Annotated in this window: 11 protein-coding genes; 5 read left to right on the top strand and 6 right to left on the bottom strand. The window is 61.1% G+C overall.

Going from position 1 to position 12,710, the window contains the following annotated elements:
* Positions 1–3: 3 nt before the first annotated feature.
* The gene (locus tag CLV45_RS16025; RefSeq protein ID WP_100337466.1) at positions 4–834 is read right to left on the bottom strand and encodes a phosphatase PAP2 family protein; all 831 of its coding nucleotides are present in this window, start codon (positions 832–834) and stop codon (positions 4–6) included.
* A gap of 189 nt (positions 835–1,023) precedes the next feature.
* Between CLV45_RS16025 and CLV45_RS16020 the strand changes: the two genes are divergently transcribed.
* The 4 genes from CLV45_RS16020 (at position 1,024) to CLV45_RS16005 (ending at position 3,752) form a co-directional block, all read left to right on the top strand.
* Positions 1,024–1,890, top strand: a complete 867-nt coding sequence (locus CLV45_RS16020) for a hypothetical protein (RefSeq protein WP_100337465.1) — start codon at positions 1,024–1,026, stop codon at positions 1,888–1,890.
* Positions 1,891–1,943: 53 nt separating this feature from the next.
* Positions 1,944–2,825 carry an SDR family oxidoreductase gene (locus tag CLV45_RS16015; RefSeq protein WP_100337464.1) on the top strand — a complete coding sequence of 294 codons (882 nt, stop codon included), beginning with the start codon at positions 1,944–1,946 and terminating at the stop codon, positions 2,823–2,825.
* 312 nt (positions 2,826–3,137) lie between these two features.
* Complete coding sequence (locus CLV45_RS16010; protein ID WP_100337463.1) at positions 3,138–3,329, top strand: cold-shock protein; 192 nt, start codon at positions 3,138–3,140, stop codon at positions 3,327–3,329.
* 228 nt (positions 3,330–3,557) lie between these two features.
* Positions 3,558–3,752 carry a cold-shock protein gene (locus CLV45_RS16005; RefSeq protein WP_100337462.1) on the top strand — a complete coding sequence of 65 codons (195 nt, stop codon included), beginning with the start codon at positions 3,558–3,560 and terminating at the stop codon, positions 3,750–3,752.
* Positions 3,753–3,850: 98 nt separating this feature from the next.
* On the opposite strand, the gene CLV45_RS16000 is transcribed toward CLV45_RS16005, so the two are convergent.
* Both CLV45_RS16000 and ricT read right to left on the bottom strand, forming a co-directional pair.
* Positions 3,851–4,330: a gliding motility lipoprotein GldH gene (locus CLV45_RS16000; protein WP_100337461.1), complete on the bottom strand. Its 480-nt coding sequence runs from the start codon at positions 4,328–4,330 to the stop codon at positions 3,851–3,853.
* A 1-nt stretch (position 4,331) separates the two neighbouring features.
* A complete protein-coding gene (gene ricT, locus CLV45_RS15995; protein ID WP_100337460.1) occupies positions 4,332–5,960 on the bottom strand; it encodes a PSP1 domain-containing protein in 1,629 nt (542 codons plus the stop codon).
* A gap of 523 nt (positions 5,961–6,483) precedes the next feature.
* On the opposite strand from ricT, the gene CLV45_RS15990 reads away from it, so the two are divergent.
* Positions 6,484–7,290 carry a M57 family metalloprotease gene (locus tag CLV45_RS15990; RefSeq protein WP_100337459.1) on the top strand — a complete coding sequence of 269 codons (807 nt, stop codon included), beginning with the start codon at positions 6,484–6,486 and terminating at the stop codon, positions 7,288–7,290.
* 351 nt (positions 7,291–7,641) lie between these two features.
* Here CLV45_RS15990 and CLV45_RS15985 read toward each other — a convergent pair whose 3' ends face one another.
* The 3 genes from CLV45_RS15985 to CLV45_RS15975 all read right to left on the bottom strand — a co-directional run bounded on the left by CLV45_RS15985 (position 7,642) and on the right by CLV45_RS15975 (position 12,686).
* Positions 7,642–10,287: a S8 family serine peptidase gene (locus CLV45_RS15985; protein WP_100337458.1), complete on the bottom strand. Its 2,646-nt coding sequence runs from the start codon at positions 10,285–10,287 to the stop codon at positions 7,642–7,644.
* 220 nt (positions 10,288–10,507) lie between these two features.
* Positions 10,508–11,668, bottom strand: a complete 1,161-nt coding sequence (locus CLV45_RS15980; RefSeq protein ID WP_100337457.1) for a zinc-dependent alcohol dehydrogenase — start codon at positions 11,666–11,668, stop codon at positions 10,508–10,510.
* Positions 11,669–11,840: 172 nt separating this feature from the next.
* Positions 11,841–12,686 (bottom strand): NHL repeat-containing protein, encoded by an 846-nt coding sequence (locus CLV45_RS15975; protein WP_100337456.1) that lies wholly within the window; start codon positions 12,684–12,686, stop codon positions 11,841–11,843.
* Between the last annotated feature and the right edge of the window lie 24 nt (positions 12,687–12,710).

Raw genomic sequence — 12,710 nt, 5'->3', positions numbered from 1 at the left:
CGGTTAGCGCCGAATAGTCAGGGCCAGGCCGGCGCCCCCACCCGGGGCGTAGGTCGGAATCAGCAGGCATTTCTGGGCCAGTTTGGCCGGCAGCAGCCGCGTCAGGGCCGGGTAGAGGCGCCACACCGCTTCGGCCGACAAAAACCCGATGCCGGCCCCGGCTACCACGTCGGTTACCCAGTGGCGGTTGTGCAGCACCCGCATGGTGCCCGTGGCCGTGGCCACTGCGTAGCCGCCCAAGCTGATCCAGGGGCTGGTTTTGCCGTACTGCTCGTGCAGCAGCGTGGCCGTCATAAAGGCCTCACTGGTGTGCGACGACGGAAACGAGCTGAAGTCGGTCGGGATGTCGGGGCGCTGTTCCCGGCACATATTCTTCAGGTTGCTGGTCACGCCCATATTGAGCTGGTGGGCCAGCAGGTAAATCAGGGTAAACGGCACCACGCCCCGCTCCCCTTTCACGCCGGCCAGCTGCAGGGCGTAGGCCGCCGCTACCGGCACGTGGCGGGTGTAGTCGTCGAGGCGGGTATCAAAGGTGGGAAAGGCCTCCCGGGTTTCTTCCTGAAGTTCCATTTTAGCCCGCCGCAGCGCGTTGTCCTGACTGCTCAGCGCCGCCACCCCAATCAGCGACAAAGGCACTACCACGCGCAGGGCAGCCGGCTGAATCAGGCGGCGCAAGGGCGAGGCCGGCGCGGCGGGCCGGAGCAGCAGCGGCGCCGGGCCCGGCGCCGGGGCCATAACGCTGGTATCAGGGGTGAGCAGGTAGGTGGGCGACTGGGCCGAGGCGCGGAGGCTGAGCAGGCTGCAGGCCAGCAACAGAACGTAACGAAAAACCATCAAGAAGGCGGAGTTGCGGAGTGTTTATCGTAGCAATATACTGTTAATCTGACGCTTGAAAAAACTTTCACTTGTACTTGACCGATATTTTTTACCGCCCAGGTGGCCCTTTCTCGGCTGGCCTGCGTATGGACCACAAGCCCTGACAGCCGTGCCAAGGCCTTATTTTTCCGCCAATCACCTTCCAAAATGCTGTTTTTACTGCGTGACAAGCTGTTTCCCGTTTTGGTATTTATCCAGTCCGTACTCTGTGGCTGCGCTAACGATAAGGACCGGGGCAACTTCGAGAAAGTAAGCCAGGCCTACGACGTGAAGCAGGTGGGCCGCCTGGCCAAAACGGAAGTGGTGGAAAGCTCGGGCCTGGAAATAGCCAACACCACCGGCGACCTGTGGACCCACGGCGACGGCGGCAACACGGCCAAGCTCTACCGCGTCACCCAGCAGGGCGACCTGCTCCAAACCCTGAGCCTGGACCCGCTGGCCAACAACGACTGGGAAGACCTGGCCCGCGACGAAGCCAACCGCATCTACATCGGCGACTTTGGCAACAACCAGAACAAGCGCCGCAACCTGGCCATTTACCGGCTCAGCGGCCCCACCCTGCAGGACATCGACACCATCCGCTTCCACTACCCCGACCAGCGCAAATTTCCCCCGAAAAAGCCCCAGCGCAACTTCGACTGCGAGGCCTTTTACTACCATCAGGATAGCCTGTACCTGTTCACCAAAAACCGCGGCGAGGGCAAGTGGGTGAAGGAATACGTGCTGCCCGCCCGCCCCGGCAACTACGCCGCCCGCCTCGTCGACAGTATCCAGATCAACACCTGGGTAACCAGCGCCGACATCAGCCCCAACGGCCGCCGGGTGGCCCTGCTCGGCTACGGCAAAGTGTACCTGATTGAGGTGGCTCCGGGCCGCAAGCTGTTCGACGGCGCCAAGAGCTGCCTGCCAATTCCCTCCAGCGGGCAAGCCGAAGCCCTGGTATTCATCAACGACCACGACTTCGTGTTCAGCAACGAGAAAGGCAAGATTTTTCGCGCCGTGCACCGCCAGTAACTGGTGAATTTTGGTCCGTACTCCGGGCTTCCTCCTCCTAACCCTTTTGCATCATGCCTAACACTATTCTGGTTACCGGCGCCACGGGCAACGTGGGCGCGGAGCTCATCAAAGCCCTGGCCAACCGCGGCCTGACCGTGCGCGCCGGGGTTCACTCCCTGATTAAGGGCGACCGGCTCAAGCACCTCAACCCCGAGGTGCAGCTGGTCGAAATCGACTACAGCAAGCCCGAAACCCTGCACGTGGCCCTAACCGGCGTGGAGCGTCTGTGCCTGATTACGCCCTTCACCGAAGACCAGGTAGAGCTAGCCAAGCGCACCATCGACGCGGCTAAGCAGGCCGGAGTGCAGTACGTTGTCCGGCTTTCGGCAGCCGGCGCCGATGCCGAGCCGGGCATTCAGCTGGGCCGCTGGCACCGCGAAATAGAGCGGTACCTGGAGCAGAGCGGCCTGGTATACACCATTCTGCGACCGGGCAGCTTCATGCAGAATTTCAGCAACTACAACGCGGATTCCATTTGCCAGGAAGGTAAAATCTACATGCCTCTCGGGGAAGGTAAAGTAAGCTACATCGACGTGCGCGACATTGCTGCCACGGCCGCCCACCTCCTCAGCACCGACCCTGCCCTCCACCAGGGCCAGGCCTACGAGCTAACCGGCCCGCAGGCCCTGAGCACCGCCGAAGTAGCCGCTGCCATCGGGGAAGCTACCGGCCGGCCCGTGCAGTACGTGGACGTGCCCGAGGAAGCCGCCCGCCAAAGCATGGCGCAGGCCCCGGCCTGGATGCGCGACGCCATGCTGGAACTCTACGGCCTGTCGAAGGCGGGCTACACGGCCGGCACTACCAACGCGGTAGAGGAAATTACCGGCTGCCCGCCCCGCACTTTTGCCCAGTTTGCCCACGACAACAGCGCCCGGTTCAAGCCCGCTTCGTAACGGCAGCCCCGGTATCGGAACCTCGCAATAAGGCGGCCTTGCCTCCCCGGAAAGGCCGCTGGCGCGTGGCGGAGTCTTAATTGCTTAAACTCTATATTTCGAAGCTGCTTAACAGGTTTAGCACCTTGTTTGGGCATGAAAAACAGCCTGATATCAACTGCTCTGAACGCCATTTACTGTTGAGAAAAGCCTTTACCAGCTAATCAGCCGGGTTTTTATTCTCATCGGGAGGTGTACTACAATTAAAAAATCCGCTTAGTTTTACTGCCACTTCAATAATCAACCTTTTACCACCACAACCAGGCCCTAGTTATGAAAACTGGCAAAGTGAAATTTTTTAATGAGTCCAAAGGCTTCGGTTTCATCGTTCAGGATGACACTAACCAGGATATTTTTGTCCACCAGACTGGCCTGATCCACGAAATCCGCGAGAATGACCGGGTTACCTTCGACGTTATTGAGGGCAAAAAGGGCCTGAACGCCGTAAAAGTAGAGCGTATCTAAGGTTCCTCTCCCCTGCTTTTCGCCGCTTTGAGCGGCCGCCACCCTGCTCCGGCACTGCCTGGGGCAGGGTGGTTTTTTTATTGGCCCGGCCGCCACGGCCCGCTCCCGCCCGTTGCGGCGCCGGCCCGGTGGCCGCCGATAACCCGGCCCAGGTTCGGGAAAGCCTTATTTGATTCGAAAAAAATCCTCTTACATTTACCTCATTCTTTCATCTCACCATCTTCCAGCATGAGTACCGGTATTATCAAATTTTTCAATGAAGCCAAGGGCTTTGGCTTCATCACGCCGGACGGCGGTGGTGAGGACATCTTCGTACACGCCACGGGTCTGAAGCAGCCCGTTCGTGACGCTGACCGTGTAGAATTCGAAGTTCAGCAGGGCAAAAAAGGCCTCAACGCCGTTAGCGTGCGTCTGGTCGACTAGTTTGCCTGTATGCGGGCGGCTTCTTTGAGGCCAACGGCATAAAAAAGACCTCCCCGGCTGCGGCCAGGGAGGTCTTTTTTATGTTTCCGACGGTAAGCCTACTCGGCTGCTTTGGCTACCCGCACGCCTACGGCCATAATGCCGGGCAGCTGATCCTGGCGCATGTACTGCTCCAGTACCACGCGGTAGGTGCCCGGCTGGGCAAACTTCTGCTGCCGCAAAGCCAGAAACTGGTGGTCGAAGATGTCACCGGAGCCCTGCCCGCGCGGTTCGCCGGTTTGGGGGTCCATCAGCAGCATCTGGTGCAGCAGCTGCGACATCCGCTTGCCGCTGGGGTCCAGCAGCGTGTGCTTCACGTACAGGTTGTAATACCCGTACATCGACTCGTTACGAATGTTGAAGTAGATATCGTAGCGCTGAGTGGTGTCCTGGATGTCGAACTCGAACGTGGGCTTTTCCTGCACCGTCCACACGGCTTTGTCGAGCTCCTGGTTCTTTTCGTACACCTGATTCGCGTCGCAGGCGGCCAGCCCGACCAACAAGGCCAGGCCCGCCACTAGGTTGAGTCCGTGCCGCATCCTACGAAGCACTAGCGGGAGCCGAACCAGAACCTGCCCCGTCAGAGCCGCCGCCGGGGCGGGGCGGGCGGGGTCCGCGGCGCGACGAACGGCCGCTGCGTCCACTACGCTCGGAGTTTTCCTCGCGCGGGGGCCGTGGCGTACCATCGGCGGGAGTGCTGCTGGAGTTGCGGGGCGGCCTACCTTCCCCCCGCGGGGGCCGGGCTTCCCCTTGGCCTTCAGGCCGCGGAGCCCGACCTTCGCGGGGCTCCCGACCTTCCCGACCTTCGGGTTTGGTGCCGCCTTCCGCCGGGCGGCTCCCTTCGCCACGGCCACCGCGGTTGTTGCGCCGGTTCAGCGGCCGGGCCGCGGCGCCACGGGGGCGCCGGGTTTCGCCGGAAGCATCCCCCGTCGAGTCGGCGGGCATGGGCGCGGGGGCTTTGGCAGCCCCATCCAGGCGGACGCCGGCGCGGGGCGCGGCTGGCGGGGAGGTCGAAGCCGGCGCTGCCGAAGCGCCGCCGTCCTTCTTCTTTTTGCGCTTAGGCCGCTTGCTGCCCTTGATTTTATCGTCGAGGCGGTCAAGGTTGCCTTCCACGTGGGCCGATACTTCCGGCTCCTTTTCGGCTTCCAGTACGGGCGCCAGTAGGTTTTCCGGCTTTTCGCCCCGCTTGTTCAGGTCCTGAATTTCGCGCACCCGCTCGGTAGGCAGCATCACCCAATTATTGTCGCCGCGGAAGGCAAACCACATGCGGCGCTTGAAGATGTCGGTTTTCTGCAGAAAGGCCTCCCCTTTCTCGGTTTGCAGGGGGCGCGACACCTGCGGAATGTCCTTCAGGGCATCTAGGTAGGTATCGAGCTCATAGTTGAGGCAGCACTTGAGGCGGCCGCACTGCCCCGACAGCTTGGCCGGGTTCAAACTCAGGTTCTGGTAGCGGGCCGCGGTGGTGCTGACGCTCTTAAAGTCGGTAAGCCAGGTGGAGCAGCACAGCTCCCGCCCGCAGGAGCCGATACCACCGAGGCGGCCGGCTTCGTGGCGCAAGGAAATCTGCCGCATTTCGACCCGTACCCGAAACTCGTCGGCCAGGCGCTTAATCAGGTCCCGGAAGTCAACCCGGTCGTCGGCCGAATAAAAGAACGTGGCGCGGGTCCGGTCGGCCTGGTACTCCACGTCGGAGAGCTTCATCTTCAAGCGCAGCTCTTCCACCACCGAACGGGCCCGGAACATGGTGCCGGTTTCCAGGTCGCGCACGGCTTCCCAGCGTTCGACGTCCTGGGGCGTGGCCACGCGCAGAATGCCCCGGATTTCCTTGGAATCGGTTGGCACCTTTTTCTTGCGCATTTGCAGGCGCACCAGCTCGCCCTTGAGCGAAACGTGCCCCAGATGCCAGCCATTGCCGGCCGCCTCAATCACGACGGCGTCGCCAGTGACCAGAGGCAGGCGGTTGGTGTTACGGAAAAACTCTTTGCGGCCGCCTTTGAAGCGGATTTCAACTATATCAAACTCTTTGAAGTCAACGGGTAGGTCCACGTCCTGCAGCCAGTCGAAGACGTTTAGGCGCGTGCAGCCACCAGAGCTGCAGCTGCCTTTGGAGCCGCAGCCCTTGGCAGACGACGTAGAGCAGCTCCCGGAGGAACAAGAAGTGCAAGCCACGGCTTGGGAAGTTATATCGTGAGGTGAATCCGAGGATTCACACGGAATCGGTTTTGAACAAAGATAAGGATTTCGGGCCGCTGCCTTGGTTTAGCCAAAACTCAGCCTTACGGGCCCGCAAACGAACTTTTCCGGGCCCGCTCCGACGAACACCGAATCGGGCCCAAAAGGTTTGGAGCCGGCCCAAACCGGTTCCTGATATCCGTTGGGCCCGGCAACAGCAGTGCTTGGCTAACCTGCTTTATCTCCTGCCGCACCCCCGTAGCTTTTGGGATTCCGATGCCGCACGATCCGGGAATAAAACCGCCCGCAGAGCCAAAAAACAGATATTTCTCCGCATTATTCAATAATAAGAATTAAGCACAAAAGCTGGGCTGTAGTTACATTAAGATCGGATTAAAGCGCAGTTATTTGCAATTATTTTAAAAATACGAGGCAAAATTATTGACATTGATAATTTTTATCCTCTATTTGGACCCATCATTCACCACATCCTCCACCAACCAAACCAAACCTTTCTCTTATGAAAATTACCAAAGTACTTTCCGCAGTAGCCATTTGCGCTTGCTCGGTCGCCGCCTTGTCGTCGTGCTCAAAAGAGTCGGAGCAGGTAACTGCTAAAAACGAAATTTCGGCCGATGCCATCAGCAAAATCCAGCAGCTGGGCTTCACCACCAAGGACGCTCAAAAAGTTGAAGGCGGCTACCTCGTGGAAGGTGACATTATGCTGAGCGACGACGCTCTGAATGCCAAGCCTGACTACAAAATGATGCGCGTAGGCGAAGACGAGCAGTACCGCACCAACAACCTGGTAACCGGCCTGCCCCGCACCATCACGATAGCCGTATCGAGCACGCTGCCTTCGGCTTACGTAACGGCTGCTGACGAGGCTATCCGCCGCTACAACGCCCTGGCCCTGCGCATCACGATGCGTCGCGTAACCTCGGGTGCCAACATTACCCTGACTAAGGCTCCTTCGGGCGCTGGCTACTTGGCTTCGGCTGGCTTCCCCTCGGGCGGTAACCCCTACAGCCAAGTTCTAGTGAACTCGACCTCGCTGGGTACGAGCTACGCTACGACGACCATTGCTTCGGTACTGGCCCACGAAATCGGTCACTGCATCGGCTTCCGCCACACCGACTACATGAGCCGTCAGTATAGCTGCGGTGGCTCGGCCGTAAACGAAGGTGCCAGCACCGTGGGCGCCATCCTGATTCCCGGCACTCCTTCGGGCGTAGATCCTAACTCGTGGATGCTGGCTTGCATCGGCTCGGGTCAGAACCGTCCGTTCAACACGAACGACAAAACGGCTTTGAACTACCTGTACTAGTCGCTCCCGCGACTTGCCTCAAAGGCCTGGCTTCTCCCGAAGCCAGGCCTTTTTGTTGTTTAGCAGCAAACCGTTTGGCCGTTTCCCCGGCAACAGTCGGACTTTTTGGTATCTGGATGTTGCCCGGTTGTCAGCCTGGTACCAAATTAAGTGGGCAGGGGGCAGGGGATACGAGCCAGGACTGCGCCTGCCCGGCGAATAGCCGCTTGGTGGCCAAGGAGCTTGAGTACCTGGAAAGCTTTCCTACCGCGCCGGCACTACCCTGCCTAACCCCAAGACCACACAAAACCCCGCCCCGACCGTGGGGCCAGAGCGGGGTAGATAATAGACCGGCATCCTGCCGCAACCAGGCTACAGCACCACCAGGCGGGTGGTCATAATGGTTCCGGTGGCGGTAATTACCTTGATGATATACATTCCCTTGGCCAGGCCATCCGTGGCCAGGACCTTGATGGCACCCGACTCCGTGCTTTGGCGGCGCAGGCGGCCAGTCATGTCGTAGAACTGCACCCGCACGTCGGCAGCCTCGGCCACGAGTAGCTGTAGGGGCTGGCCGGCCACGACGGGATTGGGATACGCCTGCACCTCATCGGGGCGGGTAAACTGCACTTCCTCGGTCTGGCTGTAAATAATGCGGCCATCAACAAGCTCCAGCCGCAGGCGGTACTCGTTGCGGCCCGGGTTGGGCGCCGCGTCCTGCAAGGTGAGCTGCCGGCTAGTCACGGGCGTAACCACCTGGATAACCTGAGCTCCACCGGCGCCCAGCCGCTCCAGGGTTAGGCTTTTCAGGCGGTACAAGGTGCCGACTTCCGCGTCGAACAAGACGGTGTCGGTGACGACGGTGCGGGGCAGGAAGTTTTTGACGTAGCAAGCCGTGCCCTGCTCGGTAAAGTCGATGGTGTTGCCCCGGTCGCCCAGGATTTTGCCAAAAACCGGCGCCACGGCGTAGGAACGCACCTGCATCTGGGCTTTGTCGAGTACCAAGGATGTGTCGGCCGTGCTCAGGTAAGGTTCCAGGTAATCCTGGCGCAGGCGGTAAATCTGGTAGCGCTGCGCCCCGGGAATTCGTTTCCAGAGCAGCAGGGCTTCGTCGTCGCAGGCGTAGCCAACGGTGGGCGTTTGGGGCGGGGCAATAGTAAACGTGTCGGAGAGAAATGCCGCGCTGCCGGTTATTAGCCGAACCCGGGCCAGGGTGGTCGTATCGGGCACAGCCCAGGTAAAGTTACCTTGCCCCAGCGGTACGGCCGCCTGCAGCACCCGCCACTTGCTTTGGCCCAGGGGCTGGTACTGCAGCTGCCCCGTGGTGGGCGGCCCGGCCCAGGACCAACGCAGAATGTTGGCCGCCCCCGGCCGCAGATTGGTGGCGGCGCCGGGCCGGATCCACTCGAAGCCCGGGGCAGTGTACTCGTAAGCCACGCCGAATTCCTGGGTACCCGTCACACTGAGGCCGCGCACCTGCACCACGTAGTCACCGGCCTCGGGCACCGTTAGGCTGACTTGCTCCACGTTGTTGAGGTGGTCGCCGCGGCGCTTGGGCAGCTGGGTCAGCGAGTCGGGGTGCGGATAAGAACTTAGTACCCAGGGCTGCCAGCGGCGCCCGGAGGCCACGTGCACCAGGGTCAGGTCCAGGTCGTTGAGCAGGGCCTGCGGGGCCGTCGGCGACGCTTCGGGGTCGGTCCAGGCCAGGGTTACTTTGAGCTCCTGCTGGCCCACCGGCACGGTTAGGGGAAACGAGCGGAGGCCGGCCGCCGCCGTGGAGCCCAGGAAAAAGTGTCGCGCCTGCACCGTTTGGATAGCGCCGGCGGCATCTACCTGCCCAAAGCCGCTGTCGAAATCGGGGCCGGGGCGGCCAGTGTCGTCGGCGCTGTTGAGCAGCACGGCCTTGACCAGTGCCGAAGCCGGCAATCCGCCCTGCTGGACTTGGTAAGCCTGCTGCACTAAGGCGCCCACGCCCGATACCAGGGCCGCCGATTCGGAAGTGCCGCCGGCGCCATAGGCTACCAGCTCGGGCTTGATGCGCCCATCGTAGGCCGGGCCGCGGGAACTGAGCGGCGCTACTTGCCCCAGCTCGTCGGTGGCACCTACGCAGAGCGTATTCTTGGATGTTTTGAACTGCCCGGTCAGGTTGGCCACCTTGGGTATCCCGGCGTACCGGCCCTCGGTGCTGGTTTGGGTGCCCACGTTGCCCGACGAAAATACGTGCAGCAAGCTCGGATACTGCCGGGTTTGCTGGTCGTACGCCTGGGATTCTAGCCCGTAGTAGTTTTCCACGGCGGCCACCCCGTAGGAATGGTTCTGCACCGACACGCCGGCCTGAGTCAAAGCCGCTCCGTCGTCGGGCAGCAGCACGCTGTAGCTGGAAGTAGCCAGCCGCGCCTGCCAGGCCACGCCCTGGCCCGAGGGAGCCGAGTTGCCGGCTCCGCCAATAAGGGTGGCAATAGCCGTGGCGTGGGGCGAAAAGGCGGTTTTAAACAGGTTGCTGGGCACTACGCGGCCCTTGAAGTCAATGTCGCTGGGGTCGAAGGAGTCTTCCTTGATGGAAATAGTCAGACCCAAACCGGTAAACTGCGGAAAGCGGGTGTGCACGGTCGTAATCCGGTTGACCGACATATCCGACTGATTGAGTTGCCGCTCGTCGTGGGCCCGGCGGTTGGGCACATCCACAAAGTTGACGTAGGGCGAAACGCTAAGCTGCTGCAGCTGGGCCTGGGTCAGGTTTTCCACCTGCAGCACAATCCCATTCCCTTGGGGCACGGCCTGCACGGAGTTGGCGGGTAGCGCCTGCCGGGCCCAGGCCAGAAAAGCCTCTTTCTGCCGGACGCTCACGCGCACGGTTTGTCCCCGACTCGGGGTGGCCCGGCGCAGAGCCGGGGCCATTTTCAGCTCGGCCGGCCGGTTTTGCTGGGCTCTTACCCCGCTAAAAGTGCCTAGCAGCGCAATAGTACCGAATATAAGAAAGCAGGAAAGGCGGGAAAACAGCTTCGTGGCGTGGGGCATCAAGCAAGCTAAAGGACGAAGGAAACGGGGCCGACTTTACGCAGGCAGCTTTGCTAAAGATAGAAAAAACGCCGGGAGCAGTCAGCTACTGTTAGCATATCTCATAATATTCAGGCACTTATTTTGATAATATTTCAACAGGTTTCCACCGATGGCCCAAAAAAGAACCTGCCGTTAAGGCAGGTTCTCAGGTAGCTTTTAGGAAGTATACGCTCCTTGTTTAGGGCTTGAGCACCACCTTCACGCAGTTATCCTTCTTGTTACGGAAGATGTCGTAGCCGTGGGCGGCGTCGGCCAGGGGCAAGCGGTGGGTGATGATGTCGTCGAGTACCACTTTGCCTTCCACCACGTACTGTAGCAGCTTATCAATGTGCTTCTGGGCCGGAGCCTGCCCGCCGCGCAGCGTAATGCCCTTGTCGAAGAACTGGTGAATGGGGAAGTTGTCGAACGGGGAGCTATAGACGCCCAGCACCGAGACGATACCGCCGCGGCGTACGGCGCTCATGCAGGCCTCCAGGACTTTGATGGAGCCTTTCTCGAAGTTGACCACGGCCTTGGCCCGGTCCAGCAAATCCCGGTCGGGCTCAAAGCCTACGGCTTCCACGCACACATCGGCCCCGCGGCCCCCGCTCAGGGCCCGTATCTGCTCCACGGTCGACTTGGCGTCTTCCCACAGAATCGTTTCCACGTTGGCCGAGGCTTTGGCTTTGTCGAGGCGGTAGGGCAGCGTATCGACGATGACCACGCGGGCCGCCCCGCGCAGCCAGGCCGACTTGGCCGCCATAATCCCGACCGGGCCGGCCCCGAAGATGGCCACGATTTCGCCGCCTTTTACCTCGCCCCAATCAATGCCGGAATAGCCGGTGGGAAAGATGTCGGTCAGAAACAGAGCCTGCTCGTCGGTGAGGCTGTCGGGAATCACGCGGGGGCCAAAGTCGGCGTAGGGCACGCGCACGTACTCAGCCTGCCCACCGTTGTAGCCCCCGTAGATATCGGTGTAACCAAACAGAGCCCCACCTTTTTCCGTTAGCAGGCCGCCTTCGGGGCCGTAGTGGTCGGGGTTGGAATTTTCGCAGTGCCCGGGCAGGTCATGGTTGCAGAAAAAGCAAGTTCCGCAGGCAATGGGAAACGGCACCACGACCCGGTCGCCGCGCTTGAGGTTGGTGATGCCCTTACCAACTTCCTCCACGATGCCCATAAACTCGTGACCTAATACCATAGGCCGCGGCTGCGGGATACTGCCGTTGTAAATGTGCAGGTCGGAGCCGCAGATGGCGGTGCTGGTCACGCGGATAATAGCGTCGCGGGATTCCTGAATTTCCGGGTCGTCGACGTTGTCAACGCGCACGTCTTTCATGCCGTGAAACACGAGGGCTTTCATAGAAATAGGGTTTGGTTGGGGAAGGTTAGGGTAACGGCCGGGCCTAAAGCCTGCTGCTTAAACCTAACGCGCAGCCCAACAGTCGGGTTGCTACGGCCGAGCTTACTCTTCCTGCTTCCTGCCTAACCGAACCGGCTGACCACCAGCCACCTGCTTCAATCCCCAACTGTTCCTAGAGCTTATACACCAGCACGCCGGCCGAAGTCAGCACGTAGGCAAACTGCTCGCCGAGCAGCACCTGCCGTACGTCAGCCGGGCCGGCTGGCAGCGGCAGCGTCCGGTCGGTGAGGTTGTAGAGGTGGAAGAAATGCACGGCATTATCGGCCAGGTAATACAGCTCGTCGTTGCGGAAGCCGATGGAGCTCAAACCCGGAAAAGGCAGCTTTTTCCGGTAGTTGCCCAGGTTGTCGAACACGTAAATGCCGCTGCTGCGGTCCACCAGGTACAGGTTGTTCTGGTACTGGCGCATAAATCGGAAGTCGGGCTTGGAGCGGCCAATCAGCAGGTCCATCTGGGTGGAAACGACCATGCGTTGCCCGGCCGGGTCGTACTGGCGTAGGGCCAGGTTGCTTTCGTCGAGCAGCCAGAGCCGGTCGTCGGGGGCCAGCGTGGCGGTGCGCACCAGGCCGTCGAGCATATCGGGCAGGCGAAACTGGGTGAGCGGGGCCATAAACCGGTCGAGGAGCAGAATTTGCTGCCGGTCGTCGTAAAACACGAGCACCTTGGCCGTGTTCCAGGCCTCAATCTGGGCGGTGTTGCCGGGCTGGGGCGGCGAGTAGGTATTCAGCGCCTGCCCGTCGGGGCCGAACTGCCGCACGTTGTTCTGGTTGTCGGCCACGTAGAGGTTGCCGCGCCGGTCCACCGACGCCGGGCCGGGCTGGGCCAGCGCAATGGTGCGGGTCAGGGTCCAGCCGTTGGCATCGGCTACGGGGGCCGTCTGGGCCGCGGCGTTTACCACGGGCGCCGGGGCCGAGGCAGCGGGCTTGCCGGCCGGCACCACCGAAGCCGCCGGCGGCACCGTGGTTTGGGCAAAAGTTAGAGC

It is taken from the genome of Hymenobacter chitinivorans DSM 11115 (assembly GCF_002797555.1).
Classification (GTDB): domain Bacteria; phylum Bacteroidota; class Bacteroidia; order Cytophagales; family Hymenobacteraceae; genus Hymenobacter; species Hymenobacter chitinivorans.
This window is presented reverse-complemented; position numbering and strand designations above follow the sequence as displayed.